Here is a 20,261-nt window from a genome sequence, read left to right as displayed (position 1 = left end):
CAGCCCGGCACGGCGGCCGCTCCCCCGCACGCCGCAGCCGCGCCGCGACACGGCGCGGCCCTGCGATCGCGGCCCGCACCGCGCCGCCATCCACCTCAAGTCCCCCCGCCCCGCAACCGATAACACAGGCAATGGACCGACTCAGCATCATCGGCGTCGTGCTCGCGATCGGGGCACTGATAGGGGGCAGCGTGCTCAAGGGCGCCGGGCTGGCCAGCCTGTGGTCGCCGGCCGCCTTCGTGATCGTGATCATCGGCACCATCGCCGCGATCCTGCTGCAGACGCCGCTGGACACCTTCCGGCGCGCGATGAAGATCGTGCGCTGGGTGTTCCGGCCGCCGGCGCAGGACCGCGGCGCGGTGATCCGGCAGATCGTCGAATGGAGCACGGTGGCGCGCAAGCAGGGCCTGCTGGCGCTGGAGGCGCAGGTCGAGGCGCAGCCGGACCCCTTCCTGAAGAAGGGCCTGCAGATGGTGGTGGACGGCGTCGAGCCCGAGGCGATCCGGCAAATGCTGGAGATCGAACTGCAGGGCCAGGGCCAGCGCGACCTCGCCGCGGCCAAGGTGTTCGAAGGCATGGGCATCTACTCGCCCACGCTCGGCATCATCGGCGCGGTGCTCGGCCTGATCGCGGTGATGAAGAACCTCGCCGATCCGACCAAGCTCGGCCACGGCATCGCCGCCGCGTTCACCGCGACGATCTACGGCATCGGCGCGGCCAACCTGATGCTGTTGCCGATGGCGAGCAAGCTCAAGGGCGTGATCCACGGCCAGACCGCCGAGCGCGAGATGATCATCGAGGGCCTGATCGCGATCGCCCAGGGCGAGAATCCGCGCAACATCGAAACCCGCCTCAACGGCTTCGTGCACTGACATGGCGCGCCGGCACCCGCAGCACGAGGAGCACCAGAACCACGAGGCATGGGCGATCCCCTACGCCGACCTGCTCACCCTGCTGCTGGCCTTCTTCGTGGTGATGTACGCGGTGTCCTCGATCAACGAGGGCAAGTACCGGGTGCTCGCCGACGCGATGTCGGCCGCCTTTGGCGGTACCCCGCGCACGATCGCGCCGATCCAGCTCGGCCGCCAGCAGCTGCGCGGTTCCGCCTTCGACCGCCCCTCGCTGGCCACGCCCGGGGCCAAGACCAGCGGCCCGGCCGCGCCGCCGCCGGTGGAGGTCAAGACCATACGCCAGGTGCTGGACCTGCCGACCTTCGCCCATGCCTGGCGCAAGCCGCAGCAGGGCAAGGGCAGCGGCGCCGGCAGCGACGGGCATGGCGAGCAGTTGCGCGTGCTCGGCGACCGCCTGCAGCAGGCCCTGTCCGGGCTGGTCCGGCGCAAGCTGGTCACCGTGCGCCGGGCGCGCACCTACCTCGAGGTCGAGATCCAGAGCGACGTGCTGTTCGCCAGCGGCGTGGCGGTGCCGGACGCCAAGGCGCGCGGCACCATCGCCGAGATCGCGAAGATCCTGCGCGACGAACCCAACGCCGTGCGCGTGGAGGGCTACACCGACAACAAGCCGATCCACACCTGGCAGTTCAATTCCAACTGGGAGCTGTCGGCCGCGCGCGCCGCGAGCGTCGTGCACGTGATGATCGCGCACGGCGTGGCGCCGGCGCAGCTGGCGGTGGTCGGCTACGGCGAGCAGCAGCCGGTCGCCGACAACCGCACCCCGGAAGGCCGCAATGCCAACCGCCGTGTGCTGCTGGTGATCCTCGCCGCGCCGCAGGGCGTGGACGCGATCGGCCCGGAGACCGTGCTCGCCGACACGGGCGACGCGATGCAGGAACCGGCGCCCGCCGCGGCGGCGGCGCCGACGCGCGACGCGCCGCCGTCCGCGGACACGATCACGCTCGCCCACGACACGCCGGCAGCCCGGCAGCCGGCGGCCGGCACGGGCGCGCTGCCCGGCACGCAGGCGCAGCGCATCGGCGGCGCTCCGCGCGCGGGGATGCAGTGATGCAGGCCTGGGCGATCGCCAACCAGAAGGGCGGCGTGGGCAAGACCACGACCTCGCTGTGCCTGGCGCGCGGCCTTGCCGGCAAGGGCGCGCGCGTGCTGCTGCTCGACCTCGATCCGCACGCCTCGCTGACCCGCACCTTCGGCGTGCCTTCCGACCCGCCGCCGGCCGGCAGCCACGACCTGTTCGCCGCGCGCGCCGCCGACATTTCCACGGTGCGCCGCGACACCGCCGTGCGCAACCTGCAGCTGGTCGCCGCGCAGCCTGCGCTGGCGACCCTGGAACGACGCGGCGCGACCCAGCCCGGCCTCGGCCTCGCCCTCGGCCGCGCCCTGCACGCGGTGCGCCACGACTACGACTACGCCCTGCTCGACTGCCCGCCCACCCTCGGCCTGCTGATGGTGAACGCGCTCGCCGCCGCCGATCGCCTGGTGATCCCGACGCAGACGGATCCACTCGCCCTGCACGGCCTCGCCGACATGCTGCGCACCACCGACATGGTCCAGCGCTCGCGCCGCCGCACGCTGCCGCGGCACATCCTGCCGACCCTGTTCGACCGTCGCACGCGCTCGGGCGTGCAGAGTCTGGAGGCACTGCGCGAGCGCCACGGCGACCGCGTCTGGCCCGGCGTGGTGCCGATGGACACCCGTCTGCGCGACGCGCACGCGCTGGCCGCGGCGGAGTTGCCGGAGACGCGCGGCCTGGAAGCCTATGCACGCGCACTGGCGTGGCTGCTGCGCGACGAGAGCGAACGGCAGGAGGCGGCATGAACGCGACCGACCGCCTCGCCCTCTCCCATCCGCACGACGTGGAGGTGAACGACTACATCGATGCATTGCTGGAGCCGGTGGCGGAAACCGCGCGCATCACTGCCGCAACGGCCGTGCCGATCGCCGCCGCCGACCACGCCGTGGCGCGCCGCGCCGAGCCGGCGGCACCCGCTCCCGCCCTGCCGCCCGCGCCTTCCGCACCGCCCGCGGTACGCGCACGCGCGGAGCCATCGCCCGCCGCGGTATCGGCCGCGGCGCCTCACGCGCCGTCCGTCTCCGGCAACGACGCCGGCGAGCCGACGCCGCAGGCGCAACCCGCCCGCTGGCTGCGCGTGTCCGTGGACGGCGACCGCTACGCGCTCGAACTGCTGCGCGTGCAGGAAGTGGTGCGGCTGGCGCCGATCGTCGTCATGCGTGGCGCCGCCGAGGCCGTGCTCGGCGTGATGAACCTGCGCGGCCGCATCGTCCCGGTCTGGGACCTCGGCCGCTGGCTGCATGCCGGCGCGGTGGACCCGGACGAACGCGCCCGCATCGTCGTGATCGAGCGCCACGACGAACTGATCGGCCTGCTGGTGACCAGCGTGGACGACGTCGTCAGCCTCACCCACGACCAGGTCGAACCGCCCTACCGCCCCGGCACCCACCGGCGCCGCACCGCCGACCGCGCCACGATCGGCGTCGCCCGCCCGGGCGCGGTGCCGACGGTACTGCTGGACGCGAATGCGCTGTTCGAGTGATCGGCGGGCACGTGCCGCGTCCGGGACGCCGGAACCGGAACGGCTCAAGTCCGGCGTCCGGGCGCCGTTAATGGTTCCGACCCACCCCATCTTCCACGGCCGGCCGGAGTCCTGTCCATGATCGAGATCCCGCTGCAACCCGATCTCGGCATCGAGCACGTCGCCGAACTGCATACGGCGCTGCTGCCGCACCTCGAGGACGCCGAGCCGCTGGCGCTGGGCGGCGGCGAGGTGCGGCGCGTGCACACCGCGGGGGTGCAGCTGCTGCACGCCTTCGTGCGCGATCGCGCGGCGCGCGGCTGCGCGACCACCATCACCCAACCCTCGCCCACGCTGGCGCAGGCGGCGCGCGACCTCGCGCTGGCTGCCAGCCTGGGCCTGCCATCCGCAGAAGACGCCGGAGAGACCGAGTGAGTGCCCGTTTGCTGATCGTCGACGATTCCACCTCCATGCGGCAGATGGTGAGCTTCGCGCTCACCTCCGGCGGTTACGCCGTCGAACAGGCGGAGGACGGGCAGGCGGCGCTGGACATCGCCCGCGAGCAACGCTTCGACGCGGTGGTGACCGACGTCAACATGCCGCGCATGGACGGCATCGAGCTGATCCGCCAGCTGCGGGCGCTGCCCAACTACAAGTTCACCCCGCTGCTGATGCTGACCACCGAGTCCGGCGGCGACAAGAAGCTGGAAGGCAAGGCCGCCGGCGCGACCGGCTGGCTGGTCAAGCCGTTCGATCCGGAGCAGCTGCTGGCCACCGTGCGCAAGGTGCTCGGCTAGACCCGATGGACATCCGCCAGTTCCACGCCGCGTTCTTCGAGGAGAGCCGCGAGAACCTCGCGGCGATGGAGCGCGGGCTGCTCGCGCTGGAGTCGGCGCAGGGCGACGGCGAGACCATCCACGTGGTGTTCCGCGCCGCGCATTCGATCAAGGGCGGCGCGGCGACCTTCGGCTTCTCCTCCATCACCGACCTCACCCACCTGCTGGAGACGCTGCTGGACGAGGCCCGCGGCGGCAAGCGCACGCTCGGCAGCGAGGCGATCGGCGCGCTGCTGGCGGCGGTAGACGTGCTGCACGGCCTGCTGGCCGCGGCCGAGCACGGCGATGCGATCGACGAGGTCGCGCTGGCGCGCGCGCGCGGCGGGCTGGAGCGCATGCTCGCGGGCGGCGCCGGCGTCGGCGCGGCCGCGGGGACGGAGGCCAAGGCTGCGGACGCGGCGCCGGAGCGCTGGACCGTCGGCTTCGCGCCCGCGCCGTCGCTGTTCCTCGGCGGCAACGACCCGCTGCGCATCCTGCGCGAACTCGCCGAGCACGGTCCGGTGACGGCGCGCTGCCGCGACGAGCGCCTGCCGCCCTTCGCCGAGCTCGACCCGCACGCCGCCTACCTGGCCTGGGACCTGGAGTTGCCGGGCACGGTGCCGCGCAACGCGATCGCCGAGGCCTTCGCCTGGGTCGAGGACGAGTGCGAACTCGCGATCGAGGCGGTCGCGGCGCAGCCCGCGCCCGCCGCCGACGGCGGCGCCGGCGCCGGCAACGTCGCGCAGTTCTCCCAGCGCGCGTCCGACACCGACGGTTCGATCCGCGTCGCGGTCACCAAGATCGACGCGCTGATCAACCTGGCCGGCGAGCTGGTCATCACCCAGGCGATGCTGCGCCAGCGCTCGGCGGGCCTCGATCCGGTCGCACACGAATCCTTGCTGGCCGGCCTCGAGCAGCTCGAGCGCAACACCCGCGACCTGCAGGAGGCGGTGATGGGCGTGCGCATGCTGCCGGTCGAGTTCGCCTTCAGCCGCTTCCCGCGGATGGTGCGCGACCTGTCCTCGCGGCTCGGCAAGAAAGTGCGCCTGCGCACCGCCGGCGAGGGCACCGAGCTCGACAAGGGCATGATCGAGAAGATCGTGGACCCGCTGGTGCACCTGGTCCGCAACGCCATCGACCACGGCTTCGAATCGCCGGCCGAGCGCCGCGCCGCCGGCAAGGACGAGACCGGCACGCTGAGCCTGTCGGCCGCGCACCAGGGCGGCCACATCGCGATCGAGATCAGCGACGACGGCCGCGGCCTGGACCGCGAGCGGATCCTGCGCAAGGCCGCCGAACGCAACATCCCGGTACCGGAGAACCCCAGCGACGCGCAGGTCTGGGACCTGGTGTTCGCGCCCGGCTTCTCCACCGCCGAGCAGCTCACCGAACTGTCCGGCCGCGGCGTCGGCATGGACGTGGTGCGCAAGAACATCCAGGCGCTCGGCGGCCAGGTCGAGATCCGCAGCTGCAAGGGCACCGGCACCACCGTGGCGATCAAGCTACCGCTGACCCTGGCCATCCTCGACGGCATGTCGGTCGCGGTCGGCGGCGAGGTCTTCATCGTCCCGCTCAACACCGTGGTCGAGTCGCTGCAACCGGCGCCGGGCGACGTGCACGCGATCGCCGGCAACGGCCGCGTGCTGCGCCTGCGCGAGGAATGCATGCCGCTGGTGGACCTGGCCGCGTTCTACGGCCTGCCCGCGCGCCCCCGCGAGGGCGCCGGCATCGCGGTCGTGGTCGAAAGCGGCGAGCGGCGGCTGGCGCTGGAGGTCGACGCCCTGCTCGGCCAGCAGCAGGTGGTGGTCAAGAACCTCGAGGCGAACTACCGGCGCGTGGCCGGCGTCTCCGGCGCGACCATCCTCGGCGACGGCCGGGTCGCGCTGATCGTGGACGCGGGCGACCTGGGCGCCGCGCTGCGGCTGCCGGCGGCGGCATGAGCGCCGTGCGCCGGTTCAAGAATCCCGCGCCTCGGCCGTTGCCGTGGCTGTCATCGCGTCGAATGTCCCCATGAGCACACCTGCCGCCACCGACACCGCTCCCGCCTGCGAGTACCTCACCTTCACCCTCGGCGCCGAGGAATACGGCGTGGACATCCTCAAGGTGCAGGAGATCCGCGGCTACGACACGGTCACCCGCCTGCCGGAGGCGCCCGACTACATCAAGGGCGTGATCAACCTGCGCGGCCTGATCGTGCCGGTGGTGGACATGCGGGTGAAGTTCGGCCTCGAGCACGCCGAGTACGGCCCGACCACGGTGATGATCGTGCTCAATGTCGGCCAGCGCGTGGTCGGGATGGTGGTGGACGCGGTGTCCGACGTCCTCCAGCTCGACGCTGCGCGGGTGAGCGCGGTGCCGGACCTGGCCGGCAGCGCGATCGACCGCAAGTTCCTCACCGGCATCGGCCTGGTCGACGAACGCATGCTGATCCTGATCGACATCGAGCGGCTGATGACCAGCGCCGAGATGGGCCTGGTCGCCGAGGCGTTGGACGCGCTGGAGACCGAGGCGGCCTGAGCGCACGGCGGGGACGCCGTCCTTGCGGCTCCGGACACTCTCCCCCACCCCGGTCTTTCCCCCAAGCGGGAAGGAGGGGAGCCGCGCATTCGCAGTCGGCGGCGCCTGCCCCCGCCCGCGGGAGAGGCCGCCGCGCCCGGCGCGGGGACCAAGGGCCGCTCATTCGTCGCGCAAAAGGAAAACGCACCCGAAGGTGCGTTCCCGTTCCCCCTGCGAAGCGCTCAGCTCACAGCTTGAAGTCCAGACGGACCTTGCCGCGGCCGCCGCCCGGGCCGAACTGCCACTGCTTGACCGCGGCCACCGCGGCCTTCTCGAAGGTGCGCGAGGGGCGCGCGTTGACCACCGACACGCTGATCACCTTGCCGTCGGCGTCGACCGTGAACTCGAGCTCGACGAAGCCCTGGGTACCGGAACGTATCGCGTCGACAGGGTACTTCGGCTCGACCCGCTTGATCGGCTTGAGGTCGGCGGAAGCCGGGGTGGCGAAGGACACCGCGAGCAGCATCAGGCCGGCGGCAGCGAAGAGATGGCGCATGGGAAAGCTCCGGGCTTGCAGACATCCCCGGCATCGGCGCGTCCGCGCAAAGCTTGAGCACGCGTGCGCGAAAGCGTGACGCAGTGCCCGCATCCCGTCCCCGACTAAAGTTCGTCCGCTGCGGGCCGATGCTGCAGGAGTGACCCGATCCGGGTGTTCCTCGCCGTCAGAGGCCCGCATGCTCCGTTCCACTTCCCCGCTCCTAGACCGCCTGCTGGCGCCCTCCACCCGCCTGATGGCGCGCCTGCGTTTCGGCCACAAGGCGATGGTGATCGGCGCATCCTTTCTCGTCACCTGCGCCGTGCTGGCCGGGATCATCGAGGTACGCGCCAACGCCGAGCTCGCCGATGCGCGCCTGCAGCGCACCGGCGTCGCCGGCCTGGCGCAGCTGCAGCAGACGATGCTGGCGATGCAGCGGCACTCGCAGCTGGTGGTGCGGCGCTCGGCCAAGGACCGGATCGATCCGGCCGCCGTGCGGGCGGCCGGCGCCGAGGTCGCCCGGCAGATCGAGGCCTTCGACGCCTGGCAAAAGCAGACGATGGCCGGCAAGGGTCTGGACAAGCCGCTGGCGGCGGTCCGCGCCGCGTGGTCCAAGGCTGCCGCCGCCCACGACGACGCCATGCAGGCGATCGCCGACCACGACGCCGCGATCCGCCGCGTCGGCGAGGCCATGAGCCATCTGTCCGAAGCCAGCCGGCTGTCGCTGGCGACCGACCCCGGCGTGTCCTACATGGGGCGCGCGGCCGCCGAATGGGTGCCCACGCTCGGCGAATACGCCGCGCAGCAGGGCCTGATCGGCGTGCGCGTGCTCGGCGAAGGCGCGATCTGGGTGGACGACCGCACCGGCCTCGCGGTCGCGCGCAACATGGAGGACTACGTCCACGCGCGGCTCGCGCTGGAGCAGAAGAACGCCGCTGCCGCCGCGCCGGACGTCGCCGCGGTGCTCGCCAAGCCGCTGGACGCCGCGCTGGCCGCGGTGCGCCGGCAGAACGCCGCGCTGCAGACCCACGTGCTGGACGCGGAGACGCCGAACCTGCCGGTGGCGAAGATGGGCGCCCAGGTCGAGCAGACCCGGCAGGCGGTGGCCGCCGCGCTGGGCGCGGCCAACCGCGCGCTGGACAAGGCGGCGGCCATCCAGATCGCCACGCTCGAGCGGCGCCAGACGCTGACCCTCGCGATCGTCCTCAGCGTATTGCTGCTGACCGGCTACCTGTTCCTCGGCTTCACCCGCAACACCCGGCGCTCGCTGCACGAGATCGAAGAGGCCGCCGGACTGCTCGCCCACGGCCAGTTCCCGCAGGCCGTCGACGTGCGCAGCCGCGACGAGCTGCGCGGCATCGCCGACAGCCTGGAATCGGCGATCGGCACCCTGCGCAGCTTCGAACAGGCGCAGCGCCGGCTGTTCGAGGCGCACCAGGCCGGGCAGATCAGCGAGCGCCTGGAGACCGAGTCCTTCGATGGCGCGTTCGGGGTAATGGCCGACGAGATCAACACCTTGGTCGGTTCGCACATCGACGTGAACATGCGCGTGATCGACATCGTCAGCGCCTACGCGCAGGGCGACCTGTCGCAGGACATCGAGCGCTATCCCGGCGAGAAGGCGCGCATCACCAAGGCGGTGGACGCGGTCAAGGCCGGCATGCTGGCGATCAACGCCGAGATCAAGGCGCTGGTGGACGCGGCGGTGGCCGGCGACTTCAGCCGCCGAGGCGACGCCGAGCGCTTCGCCTTCGTCTACCGCGAGCTGGTCGAGGCGCTCAACGCACTGATGGCGACCGCCGACGGCGGCCTCGCCGAGGTCGGTACCCTGCTCTCGGCGATCGCCGACGGCGACCTCAACCGCCGCATCGAGACCGACCTGCCCGGCCAGTTCGGCCGCCTCGCCGCCGACGCCAACCGCACCGTCGAGCAGCTGACCCAGATCGTTGCCCGGATCCGCATCGGCAGCGATGCGATCAACGCCGCCGCCGGCGAGATCGCCGCCGGCAACAACGACCTGTCGCAGCGCACCGAGCAGCAGGCCGCCTCGCTGGAGGAAACCGCGTCCTCGATGGAGGAACTCACCTCCACCGTGCGCCAGAACGCCGACAACGCGCGCCAGGCCAACCAGCTCGCGCTCGGCGCGGCGGACGTCGCCGAACAGGGCGGCGCGGTGGTCGGCCAGGTGGTCGACACCATGAGCGCGATCAGCCACTCGTCGAAGAAGATCGCCGACATCATCGGCGTGATCGACGGCATCGCCTTCCAGACCAACATCCTCGCGCTCAATGCCGCGGTCGAGGCCGCGCGCGCCGGCGAGCAGGGCCGCGGCTTCGCGGTGGTCGCCTCGGAAGTGCGTTCGCTGGCGCAGCGCTCGGCCAACGCCGCCAAGGAGATCAAGGCGCTGATCACCGACTCGGTCGGCAAGGTCGAGGAAGGTTCGTCGCTGGTGGACCGCGCCGGCCGCACGATGGGCGACATCGTCCAGAGCGTGAAGCGCGTGACCGACATCATCGCCGAGATCGCCGCCGCCTCCGCCGAGCAGAGCGCAGGCATCGACCAGGTCAACCAGGCGATCGCGTCGATGGACGAGGGCACCCAGCAAAATGCGGCGCTGGTCGAGGAGGCGTCCGCTTCCGCGCGCAGCCTCGAGCAGCAGGCCGAGCAACTGGTGGAGACGGTCGCCGTGTTCCACGTCGACGCCGCCCGCCTGGCGCAGGTCGAACGCCCGCAGGCCGCAGTGGTGGACATGCCGGTGCCGCGCACGCGCCGCCCGGCCGCGCCGCCCGCGCCGGGCCGCGCCGCCAGCCGCGTGCGCCGCCCGCAACCGGTCATGGCCGGCACCGAGGACAACGCCTGGCAGGAATTCTGATCCCCCGCCGCACCGCGGCGGCGCAACGGCGCCGCCTGCTCCCCTCACGGACGTTTCCCATGGCGCACGCCACGATGCCCGACTCCGACCACGCGCCATCGCCACCCGGTACCGCGCCGGACGCGGCGCAGGCGGCGGACGAGCTGGACGACCTGGTCGGCATGGCGGCGCGCCTGCTGGACACGCCCTTCGCCAGCATCGCGATCGCGGATGGCGCGCATTTCCGCATCGCCGCACAGCGCGGGCTGGAAGGGGTCGCCGCGATTCCGCGCGAGCACGCGATCTGCCGCGCGCTGGGCCCGCGCACGCCGCTGCTGCAGGTCGGCGACGCCCGCGCCGACGCGCGCTTCCGCAACGACGCGCTGGTGCTGCGCGAGGACGGCATCCGCTTCTACCTCGGCGCCGCCCTGCTCGACGCCCGGGGACGCACGCTCGGCGTGCTGAACGTCGCCGACCGGCAAGCGCGCACGGAAGTGGACGACGGCACCCTCGCCGGCATCCGGCAACTGGCGCGGATCGCCGCGCGACTGGTCGAACAGCGCCTGCTGCAGCGCAGCCAGCGCATCGCCGAGCGGCTGGCGCACGACGATTACCGCGCGGTGATCGTCGCCGATGCCGATGGCGTGGTCTGCCACGCGAACGCGGCGGCGGCGGAACTGTTCGACGGCACGATCGCCGCCGGCGCGGCGCTCGCGTCGCTGTTTCCCGACGACCTGCAGCGCGACGCCGACGGCCTGCCCGACTGGCTGCGCGCGCCACTGCACCCCGGCGTCGGGGCGGGCATGCCGGAGACGCGGGACCTGCGCATCGCCACCCGCGATGGCGGCGTGCGCACGCTGGAGGCGACGCGCCTGCCCTGGCACGCCGACGAACAGCGCGGCATGGCACTGCTGCTGCACGACGTCACCGGCCAGCGCATGCTGCGCGCGCGTCAGGCGCGCATGGCGTCGAAGGACGAACTGACCGGCCTGTCGCGCCGCACCGCGTTCCTGTCGGCACTGTCGGCACTGCTCGCCGGGGGCGCCCACCCGCTCGGGGTGGCGCTGGTCGGCCTGGACAGCTTCCGCACCATCAACGACACCCTCGGCCACACCATCGGCGATGCCGTGCTGCAGGTGGTCGCCGCGCGCCTGCAGGCCGGGCTGCCCGCGGGCGCACAGCTCGCGCGCTTCGGCGGCGACGAATTCGCCCTGCTGTATCCGCAGACCGACGGCGAGGCGATCGACGCCCAGCTGCGTGCGGTGCTGCTCGAGCTCGCGCGCCCCTGCCAGGTCGACCAGCACATGGTCCACATCGAGGCCAGCGTCGGCGCGGCGATGGCCGACGCCACCGCCGGCAGCGACGAACTGATCGCCCGCGCCGACCTGGCGATGCAGCGCGCCAAGCGCAACGGCGGCCGCCAGCTGTGCTACTTCGAACCCGGCATGCGCACCGAGGCGCTGGACCGGCGCCAGCTCGACCTCGAACTGCGCCGCGCCTGCCGCGACGAGGAGTTCGAGCTGCACTACCAGCCGCAAGTCTGTCTCTCCACCGGCATGCCGACCGGCGCCGAGGCGCTGCTGCGCTGGCGTCATCCGCAGCGCGGCCTGCTGGCGCCGGACAAGTTCATCGACGCGCTCGCGCAAAGTTCGGTCGGGCCGGCGGTCGGCCGCTGGATCCTCGAACGTGCCTGCCAGGACGCGGCGACCTGGCCGATCGTCGACGGCCGCCGGCTGGCGGTCGGCGTCAATTTGTTCCCGGTCCAGCTCGACCACGAGCGGCTGCCGAACGAGGTCGAACATGCGCTCACCCGCAGCGGCCTGACCGCCGCGCACCTGGAACTGGAGCTGACCGAGAAGATCGCGCTCGGCGACGACGACGGCAGCGCGGCCGACGCGCTGGCGGCGCTGCGCGCGCGCGGCATCCGCGTCGCCTACGACGACTTCGGCACCGGCTACGCCTCGCTGTCGATCCTGCGCCGGCTGCCGGTGGACCGGGTCAAGATCGACCGCTCCTTCGTGCGCGACATCCTGGCCAACCGCGGCGACGCGGCGATCGTGCGCTCGATCCTGCTGATCGCGCGCAACTTCGACCTGCGGGTGATCGCCGAAGGCGTGGAGACGCGGGAGCAGGCCGAGTTGCTGCACGGCCTCGGCTGCCAGGAGGCGCAGGGCTACCTGTACTCGCCGGCGCTGCCGCCGCGCGAGTTCGCGCGCTGGCTGGCCGCGCGCCTGCGCAGCGCCTCGCTGCAGCAGATGTCGGTCGCCGGCCATGCCTGAGGCCACCGCCGGCGCGCGCACGGAATCGCCCGGCAAGGCGCGGGGCCAGCGCGCCTTCACCCTGCACGACCGCGATTTCCGGCGGATCGTCGCCCTGATCCGCGCGCGCGCCGGCATCCACCTCGGCGAGCACAAGCGCGACATGGTCTACAGCCGGCTGGCGCGCCGCCTGCGCATGCTGGGCCTGACCGACTTCCACGCCTACCTCGACCTGGTCGAGGACGACGAGGCCGAAGCGCAGGCCTTCGTCAACGCGCTCACCACCAATCTCACCGCGTTCTTCCGCGAGCCGCACCACTTCGACACCCTCGCCGCGCTGCTGCGCGAAAACGCGCGCCCGCCGGCGACGATCTGGTGCTGCGCCGCCTCCACCGGCGAGGAACCCTATTCGATCGCAATGACCGCCTGCGAGGCCTTCGGCAGCGCGACGCCGCCGGTGCGCGTGCTCGCAACCGACATCGACACCCAGGTGCTGGAGACCGCGGCCGCCGGCGTCTATCCGCTGGAGCGCATCGCGTCGGTCTCGCCGGAGCGCCGGCGCCGCTTCTTCCTGAAGGGGAGCGGGCCCAACGAGGGGCTCTGCAGGGTCAAGCCGGAGCTGCGCGCGCTGGTCGAGTTCCGCCCGCTCAACCTGCTGGACGACGACTACGGGCTGCGCGGCGGCTTCGCCGCAGTGTTCTGCCGCAACGTGATGATCTACTTCGACAAGCCGACCCAGCGCGCGGTGCTGGCGCGGATCGTGCCGCTGCTGGCGCCGGGCGCGCCGCTGTTCGCCGGGCATTCGGAGAGCTTCACCCACGCGGCCGACCTGGTCGCCTCCTGCGGCCGCACCACCTACCACGCGACGGAGCGGGCATGAGTGCGCTCGCCGCCAGCGTCGCACCGGGGCGCTACTACGACGCTGCGCTCAAGACCGAGGCGATCAAACTGCTGCCCGCCGACTACGCGGTCAGCGACGAGCCGCTCGCGCTGGTCACCCTGCTCGGCTCCTGCGTCGCCGCCTGCGTGTACGACCCGCTGCTCGGGGTCGGCGGCATGAACCACTTCATGCTGCCCGACACCGGCGGCGCGAGCCGCTTCGCCGACGGCAGCGCGCGCTACGGCGCGCACGCGATGGAACTGCTGATCAACGACCTGCTCAAGCGCGGTGCGCGGCGTGCGCGGCTGCAGGCCAAGGCGTTCGGCGGCGGCAACGTGCTGCGCGGCATGCAGGACCCGATCGGCTCGCGCAACGCCCGCTTCGTGGTCGACTACCTCGCCGCCGAGCGCATCCCGCTGCTGGCGCAGGATCTCGGCGACATCCACCCGCGCAAGATCGCGTTCTTCCCGCAGACCGGACGCGCGCTGGTGCGCCGGCTGCCGGCGACCCGCCGGCACGAACTGGTGGACATCGAGCGCGCCTACCGCGAACGCCTGTCGCGCACGCCCTCCGCCGGCAGCGTCGAGCTGTTCTGAGTCCTGCCGCCCGCGCCCGCATGAACGATCCCGCCGCCGCCCCCGTCAAGGTCCTCGTCGTCGACGACTCGATGCTGATGCGGCAGTTGCTGGCGGAGCTGCTCGGCGACGGCCCGGGGATCGAGGTCGTCGGCACCGCGGCCGACGCCTATACCGCGCGCGAGGCGATCAAGCGCCTGGCGCCGGACGTGATCACGCTCGACATCGCGATGCCCGGCATGGACGGGCTGACTTTCCTGCGCAACCTGATGCGGCTGCGGCCGATGCCGGTGGTGATGGTGTCGACCCTGACCGCGCAGGGCGCGCCGGCCGGCCTGGAGGCGCTCGCGCTGGGCGCGGTGGACATGATGGCCAAGCCGCAGCCGCTGGGGGTGCGCGACCTCGGCGCCTATGCCGCCGCCCTGCGCGCGAAGATCCGTGCCGCGGCACGCGCGCACGTGCAGCCGGCGGACGCTGCGCTGCGCTGCGCGCCGCTGCCTGCCGGCGGCGCGCGCGCGGACCGCAAGCTGATCGCGATCGGCGCCTCCGCCGGCGGCACCGAGGCGATCCGCGCGGTGCTTGCGGCGATGCCCGCCGACGCGCCGCCGACCGCGATCGTGCAGCACATCCCGGCCAGCTTCAGCGCCGCCTTCGCCGAACGCCTCGACCGCCACAGCGCGATGCAGGTCGTGCACCTGGAGAGCGACCGCGCGCTGCAGCCGGGCCACGCCTACGTCGCGCCGGGCGGCCGCCACCTGCGGGTGGTGCGCAGCGGCGGCCAATGGTGGGGCCGGCTGGGCGACGATCCGCCGCAGCGCCGGCACCGGCCCAGCGTGGACGTGCTGTTCGAGTCGGTCGCGCGCAGCGCCGGCGCGCAGGCCGCCGCCGCCCTGCTCACCGGCATGGGCGACGACGGCGCACGCGGCCTGCTGGCGCTGCGCGAGGCCGGCGCGCTGACCCTCGCCCAGGACGAGGCGAGCAGCCTGATCTGGGGCATGCCGGGCGCCGCCGTCGCACTGGATGCCGCCTGCGAAGTGCTGCCCTTGTCGCAGATCGCGCAGCGTCTGCTCGGCGGCACCGTCGACCGCTAAAGAAGCCCCCACATCGCGCCGTTACCGGGGACAAGCCCCGCGCAAGAGACGCCATGGACCGCCGCACGCTGCTGCACCTCGCCGCCCCCCTCGCCCTGACCGCGCTGTTCGTCTTCGCCCAGGCCCTCGGCTGGCCCGCGGGCGTGCACTGGGGCGCGCTGGTGGCGATGACGCTGGCCTGGCTCGCCTTCGCCTGGCACGCGCTGCATCCGGTCAGCCGTCACGCGCTGCGCGAGCAGACCCGCCTGCTCGACGAACTGCGCAACTTCGTCGGCTCCGAGGTGCAGGGCTCGCGCACGGAAATCGAGCGCACCCGCGAACTGGTCCGCGAGGCGGTCGCCAAGCTCGGCGGCAGCTTCGACACCCTGAACCGCAAGTCGCGCGAGCAGTCCGAGGTGGTCGCGCGCATGCTCGACCACAACGGCGACGAGCGCGGCATGGACGTGTCGCGCTTCGCCCAGCACGCCAGCCAGCAGATGGAGCAGCTGGTGGACGCGCTGGAGGCGGTCAGCGGCCAGAGCGCCACGACCGTCACCCACATCGACGCGATGGCCGAACACCTGGACGGCATCTTCGCCCTGCTGGAGGACGTCAAGTCGATCGCCGACCAGACCAACCTGCTCGCGCTCAACGCCGCGATCGAGGCGGCGCGCGCCGGCGAGGCGGGCCGCGGCTTCGCGGTGGTCGCCGACGAGGTGCGCAACCTGTCCGAGCGCTCGACCGCGTTCAACGACCAGATCCGGCGCCTCGCGCACAGCTCCAAGGACGCGATCGCGCGGGTCCGCGAGACGGTCAGCACGATGGCCTCGCGCGACCTCGATCGCGCCCGCGACGCGCGCGTCGAGGCGGCCTCGATGCTGGAGCGGGTCGAGGACATCAACCGCGGCCTCGGCCAAGGCATGCGCCAGATCGCGGCCTGCGGCAGCAGCATCGACGGCTCGGTTGCCGAGGCGGTGCGCTCGCTGCAGTTCGAGGACATCGCCACCCAGGCGCTGACCGCCGCTACCGTGCACCTGGAGCGGCTGTCGGCGATCAACCACGAAGCAACCGCGCTCAACGAGCTGCTGCACCGCAGCGGCCCGCACGATGCCGAGCGCCAGCAGGCGATCTACCGCCTGGTCAAGCGGATCGGCGAACTGCGCGGCGAGTGGGAACGGCCGCCGCACAAACCGGTGATGCAGCAGTCGCTGGATGCGGGCAGCGTGGAACTGTTCTGATCCGTTCCCGCCCGCCGGTACCGGCGACGGATCCCCGAGGCCGCTCCACGGCGTGGAGCGGCCTGCGCATGCGGCGACCGCACTGGCCGCCGCCGTGCCGACTGCGGCACACTGCCGCCATGCCGACTGCCGCAGGCCAGGATCCCGCCACCCCCGCCGCGGACGCGTTGCGCGCCCTCGTCGCCCGCCTGATCGCGGTGCAGGAAGCCGAATTCCACGCGCTCGCCCGCGCGCTGCACGACGACATCGGCCAGCAGCTCGCGGCGATCAAGCTCGGCGCGATGGCGCTGCAGGAGGAAGACGAGCCGGATGCCCGCGCCGAGCTGGCGGCGGACATCATCGCCACCGCCGAGCAGACCGTCGCCGCGCTGCGCGAGCTCTCCGCGCGCCTGCGGCCGCCGCCGCTGGAGGCGCTGGGGCTGGAAGCCGCGCTGCGCTGGCAGGCCGAGCGCCTGTTCCGCGACGGCCCGCGGCTGGCATTGGCGTTGACGCCGCTGCCCCACCGCGCCGCGCCGGCGGTCGAACTCGCCTGCGCGCGCATCGCCGAGGAGGCGATGCGCAACGCGCTGCGGCACGCGGGCGCGAGCGAAGTCGTGGTCTCGCTCTCCAGCGCGGGCGCGGAGCTGCTGCTCGAAGTCGCCGACGACGGCGCGGGCTTCGCCCCGGAGGCTTCCCCCGGTTCCGGCCTGCTCGCCATGCGCGAGCGCGCGGCGCAGGTCGGCGGCCACGTCGCCATCGACGCGGCGCCCGGCGCAGGCACGCGCGTGCGCGCGCGGATGCCGCTCTCCGGTCGCTAGGCCGCCGGTCGCTGCCGCCACGCCGCCGGCAACGCGGCCGCACGCGGATGGTACCGCGGTCGTGCGGGTTGCCGGCGTCGTCGCCGCGGACCCGGCGCGCCGACTTCGCCCGCGCGGACGTGGCAGGCGGGCGCGCCGCCGACGGCGCGCGGCTTCCACGGCGGGCGCCCGTTCACGCCTCGTCTTCGACCGGCCGCACCTGTTCGTCCAGCGTGCGCACCTGGTGCGCGATCGCCTTCGGCGAGCGCGTGTACGGCGCCAGCAGCGCGTAGAACGCCGGCACCACGAACAGCGACAGCAGGGTCGAGAAGCCGACGCCGAAGATCACCACCACGCCGATCGTCGCGCGGCTGGCCGAGCCCGGGCCGCCGGCGGCGACCAGCGGCACCGCGCCGACCATGGTCGCGATCGAGGTCATCAGGATCGGCCGCAGGCGCACGCCGGCCGACTCGACGATCGCCTCGCGCACGCTGCGGCCGGCGTCGCGCAGCTGGTTGGCGAACTCGACGATCAGGATGCCGTTCTTCGCGGCGAGGCCGACCAGCATCACGATGCCGATTTGCGAGAACAGGTTGAGCGTGCCGCCGGTGAGCCACAGCCCGAGCAGCGCGCCGAGCACCCCCAGCGGCACCGTCAGCATGATCACGAACGGATGGACGAAGCTCTCGAACTGCGCCGCCAGCACCAGGTACACCACCAGCAGCGCCAGCGCGAAGGTCAGCAGCACCGCGCTGCCGGCCTTTTGGTACTCGCGCGACTCGCCCTTCCAGTCCGTCTGCGCGTAGTCGGGCAGCTCGGTGCGGACCACGCCGTCGAGGAAGGCCAGCGCCTCGCCCATCGTGTAGCCGGGCGCCAGGCCCGCGCTGATGGTGATTGCGCGCAGGCGGTTGAAGCGGTTGAGCGTGCCGGGCTCGGCGAGTTCGCTGAGGGTGACCAGGTTCGAGAGCGGCACCAGCTCGCCGTTGCGCGCGCGCACCTGGATCGCCTCGAGCCCGGCCGGGTCGGCGCGGCCGGCGCGGCCGGCCTGGACCAGCACGTCGTACTCCTCGCCCTCCTGCACGAAGGTGGTGACCTGGCGGCTGCCCATCATCGTCTCCAGCGTGCGTCCGATCTCGGACACGCTGACGCCGAGGTCGGACGCGCGCTGGCGGTCGATCCGCACCCGCATCTGCGGGCGGGTCTCCTTGTAGTCGGAATCCACCGAGAAGAAACCCGGATTGCCTTCCATCTTCCGCATGACGATGTCGCGCCAGCGCGCGATCTCGCCGTACTCCGGGCCGCCGAGCACGATCTGGATCGGCTGCCCGCGGCTGCCGACCAGGCCGCCGCCCACGCGCGGCTGCGCGCGCACGCCGGGCAGCCGGCCGAGGTCGCGGCGCAGCGACTCGGCCACCTCGGCCGTGCTCTGCGTGCGCTCCGTCCAGTCCTTGAGGAAGACGGTGACGCTGCCGGTATGCATCTCCTCGCTGGCGCCCCAGCCGCCGGGCACGCGGCTGTTGTAGCGCAGGATCGGCCCGCCCTCGCCCACGCGCTGGGCGAAGATCCGCTCGACCTGCTTGACCTGGCCCACGGTGTAGTCGTAACCGGCGCCTTCCGGCCCCATGATCGAGACGAAGAACACGCCGCGGTCCTCGGCCGGCGCCAGCTCCGACGGCACCAGCTTGAACAGCGCCACGCTGGCCACGCCGGCGGCGAGCATCAGCGCGCCGACCAGCCAGACCTTGCCGATCGTCCGCTGCAGCGCGCCGCGGTAACGCGTCGCCAGCCAATCCAGCCGGCCGTTGACCCAGCGGTGCAGGCGGCTCGCCTTCTCGTCCTTGTGCGGGCGCAGCAGCTTGGACGACATCATTGGCGTCAGGGTCAGCGCGACGAAGGCCGACAGCGCGACCGCGCCGGCGAGCGCCACCGACAGCTCGCGGAACAACCGCCCGGTATTGCCCTCCATGAAACCGACCGGCAGGAACACCGCCACCAGTACCGTGGTCGTGGCGATCACCGCGAACGCCACCTGGCGGGTGCCGCGCACCGCCGCCAGCAGCCGCGGCTCGCCCAGGTCGACGCGGCGCTGGATGTTCTCCAGCACCACGATCGCGTCGTCCACCACCAGGCCGATCGACAGCACCAGCGCCAGCAGGGTCAGCAGGTTGATCGAGTAGCCGAACAGGTACAGCGGGATGAACGCCGCGAGCAGGCACACCGGGACGGTGAGCGCCGGGATCATCGCCGCGCGGAAGCTGCCGAGGAACAGCCAGATCACCAGCAGCACCAGCGCGATGGCCTCTAGCAGCGTCGCCTGCACGCGTTCGATCGAGGCCTCGATGAACACGGTGTCGTCGAAGGCGACGAAGATGTCGGTGCCTTCCGGCAGCGACTTCTGGATCTCGGTCGCCATCGCCCGCGCCGCGTGCGCGACGTCCAGCGCGTTCGCGGTCGAGGTCTTGATGATGCCGAGGCCGATGTTGGGGGTGCCGTTGCTGTGGTAGTAGGCGCGTCGTTCGGCGGAGGCGAGCTCGACCTTGGCCACGTCGCCCAGGCGCACGACGTAGCCGTCCGCGCCCTTGCGCAGCGGGATGGCGGCAAAGTCGGGCGGCGACTGGTAGCCGCGCTCCACCCGAAGGGTGAAGTCGCGGTCCTGCGATTCGATCCGCCCGGCGGGCAGCTCGACGTTCTCGGCGCGCAGCGCGTCCTCGATGTCGCCGGCGGTGATGCCGCGCGCGGCCATCGCGTCGCGATCCAGCCAGATCCGCATCGCGTAGCGCTGGCGGCCGCCGATGCGCACCTGGGCCACGCCGTCCATGCTCGACAGGCGGTCCACGACGTAGCGGTCGGCGTAGTCCGACAGCTGCAGCGTGTCCATCGTGGTCGAGCTCATGTTGAGCCAGATGATGGTGTCCGAGTCGCTGTCGGCCTTCTCCACCTCCGGCGGGTCGGCCTCGTCCGGCAGGCGGTCGGCGACGCCGCTGATGGCGTCGCGCACGTCGTTGGCGGCGGCCTCGATGTCGCGGTTGAGGGTGAACTCCAGGGTCACCGACGAGCGCCCGTTGACGCTGCGCGACTGCAGCGTCTCGATGCCCTCGATGCCGGCCAGCGCGTCCTCCAGCACCTGGGTGATGCGGGTCTCGACCACCGCCGCCGAGGCGCCGGGATAGCTCACGTCCACCGACACGATCGGCGGGTCGATCGCCGGCAACTCGCGCAGGGTCAGCCGCGAGTACGCCATGATGCCGAGCACGATCAGCAGCAGGCTCATCACGGTGGCGAACACCGGCCGCTGGATCGAGATGTCGGACAGCGTCATCGC

17 protein-coding genes are annotated in these 20,261 nt (G+C 72.7%); 15 read left to right on the top strand and 2 right to left on the bottom strand.

What is annotated here, in order from left to right; genetic code table 11:
- Nucleotides 1–131 precede the first annotated feature (131 nt).
- From D0Y53_RS02975 to D0Y53_RS02940, 8 genes are all read left to right on the top strand, one after another.
- A complete protein-coding gene (locus tag D0Y53_RS02975; RefSeq protein ID WP_117201707.1) occupies nt 132–872 on the top strand; it encodes a flagellar motor protein in 741 nt (246 codons plus the stop codon).
- 1 nt (nt 873) lies between these two features.
- Nucleotides 874–1,959: a flagellar motor protein MotD gene (gene motD, locus D0Y53_RS02970; protein ID WP_117201706.1), complete on the top strand. Its 1,086-nt coding sequence runs from the start codon at nt 874–876 to the stop codon at nt 1,957–1,959.
- The gene (locus D0Y53_RS02965) at nt 1,959–2,729 is read left to right on the top strand and encodes a ParA family protein (RefSeq protein ID WP_117201705.1); all 771 of its coding nucleotides are present in this window, start codon (nt 1,959–1,961) and stop codon (nt 2,727–2,729) included. Before motD ends, D0Y53_RS02965 begins: the two co-directional genes overlap by 1 nt.
- Nucleotides 2,726–3,466: a chemotaxis protein CheW gene (locus D0Y53_RS02960; protein ID WP_117201704.1), complete on the top strand. Its 741-nt coding sequence runs from the start codon at nt 2,726–2,728 to the stop codon at nt 3,464–3,466. Before D0Y53_RS02965 ends, D0Y53_RS02960 begins: the two co-directional genes overlap by 4 nt.
- A 117-nt stretch (nt 3,467–3,583) precedes the next feature.
- On the top strand, nt 3,584–3,880 hold the full coding sequence (locus tag D0Y53_RS02955; protein WP_117201703.1) for an STAS domain-containing protein: 297 nt from the start codon (nt 3,584–3,586) through the stop codon (nt 3,878–3,880).
- Complete coding sequence (locus D0Y53_RS02950) at nt 3,877–4,242, top strand: response regulator (RefSeq protein WP_117201702.1); 366 nt, start codon at nt 3,877–3,879, stop codon at nt 4,240–4,242. The genes D0Y53_RS02955 and D0Y53_RS02950 overlap by 4 nt, the downstream gene beginning before the upstream one ends.
- Nucleotides 4,243–4,247: 5 nt before the next feature.
- Entirely contained in the window at nt 4,248–6,200 is a 1,953-nt protein-coding gene (locus D0Y53_RS02945; protein ID WP_117201701.1) for a chemotaxis protein CheA, read from the top strand.
- Nucleotides 6,201–6,270: 70 nt separating this feature from the next.
- Entirely contained in the window at nt 6,271–6,777 is a 507-nt protein-coding gene (locus D0Y53_RS02940; RefSeq protein WP_117201700.1) for a chemotaxis protein CheW, read from the top strand.
- Nucleotides 6,778–7,003: 226 nt separating this feature from the next.
- Here D0Y53_RS02940 and D0Y53_RS12810 read toward each other — a convergent pair whose 3' ends face one another.
- The gene (locus D0Y53_RS12810) at nt 7,004–7,312 is read right to left on the bottom strand and encodes an energy transducer TonB (RefSeq protein WP_158550558.1); all 309 of its coding nucleotides are present in this window, start codon (nt 7,310–7,312) and stop codon (nt 7,004–7,006) included.
- A gap of 178 nt (nt 7,313–7,490) precedes the next feature.
- Here D0Y53_RS12810 and D0Y53_RS02930 point away from each other — a divergent pair, with 178 nt between their 5' ends.
- From D0Y53_RS02930 to D0Y53_RS02900, 7 genes are all read left to right on the top strand, one after another.
- Nucleotides 7,491–10,163, top strand: coding sequence for a methyl-accepting chemotaxis protein (locus tag D0Y53_RS02930; RefSeq protein WP_325048060.1), 2,673 nt, complete (start codon nt 7,491–7,493; stop codon nt 10,161–10,163).
- A 59-nt stretch (nt 10,164–10,222) separates the two neighbouring features.
- Nucleotides 10,223–12,421, top strand: a complete 2,199-nt coding sequence (locus D0Y53_RS02925; protein ID WP_117201698.1) for a putative bifunctional diguanylate cyclase/phosphodiesterase — start codon at nt 10,223–10,225, stop codon at nt 12,419–12,421.
- Nucleotides 12,414–13,280, top strand: coding sequence for a CheR family methyltransferase (locus D0Y53_RS02920; RefSeq protein WP_117201697.1), 867 nt, complete (start codon nt 12,414–12,416; stop codon nt 13,278–13,280). The genes D0Y53_RS02925 and D0Y53_RS02920 overlap by 8 nt, the downstream gene beginning before the upstream one ends.
- Nucleotides 13,277–13,876 (top strand): chemoreceptor glutamine deamidase CheD, encoded by a 600-nt coding sequence (gene cheD / locus D0Y53_RS02915; protein ID WP_117201696.1) that lies wholly within the window; start codon nt 13,277–13,279, stop codon nt 13,874–13,876. Before D0Y53_RS02920 ends, cheD begins: the two co-directional genes overlap by 4 nt.
- A 20-nt stretch (nt 13,877–13,896) precedes the next feature.
- Nucleotides 13,897–14,946 carry a protein-glutamate methylesterase/protein-glutamine glutaminase gene (locus D0Y53_RS02910; RefSeq protein ID WP_117201695.1) on the top strand — a complete coding sequence of 350 codons (1,050 nt, stop codon included), beginning with the start codon at nt 13,897–13,899 and terminating at the stop codon, nt 14,944–14,946.
- A 53-nt stretch (nt 14,947–14,999) separates the two neighbouring features.
- Nucleotides 15,000–16,163, top strand: coding sequence for a methyl-accepting chemotaxis protein (locus D0Y53_RS02905; RefSeq protein ID WP_117201694.1), 1,164 nt, complete (start codon nt 15,000–15,002; stop codon nt 16,161–16,163).
- Between the two features lie 119 nt (nt 16,164–16,282).
- Entirely contained in the window at nt 16,283–16,960 is a 678-nt protein-coding gene (locus tag D0Y53_RS02900; RefSeq protein WP_158550557.1) for a sensor histidine kinase, read from the top strand.
- A 172-nt stretch (nt 16,961–17,132) separates the two neighbouring features.
- Here D0Y53_RS02900 and D0Y53_RS02895 read toward each other — a convergent pair whose 3' ends face one another.
- A complete protein-coding gene (locus D0Y53_RS02895) occupies nt 17,133–20,258 on the bottom strand; it encodes an efflux RND transporter permease subunit (protein WP_117201692.1) in 3,126 nt (1,041 codons plus the stop codon).
- Between the last annotated feature and the right edge of the window lie 3 nt (nt 20,259–20,261).

The sequence above is a fragment of the Cognatiluteimonas weifangensis genome (genome assembly GCF_003416885.1).
In the GTDB taxonomy this organism is placed as follows: domain Bacteria; phylum Pseudomonadota; class Gammaproteobacteria; order Xanthomonadales; family Xanthomonadaceae; genus Cognatiluteimonas; species Cognatiluteimonas weifangensis.
This window is presented reverse-complemented; position numbering and strand designations above follow the sequence as displayed.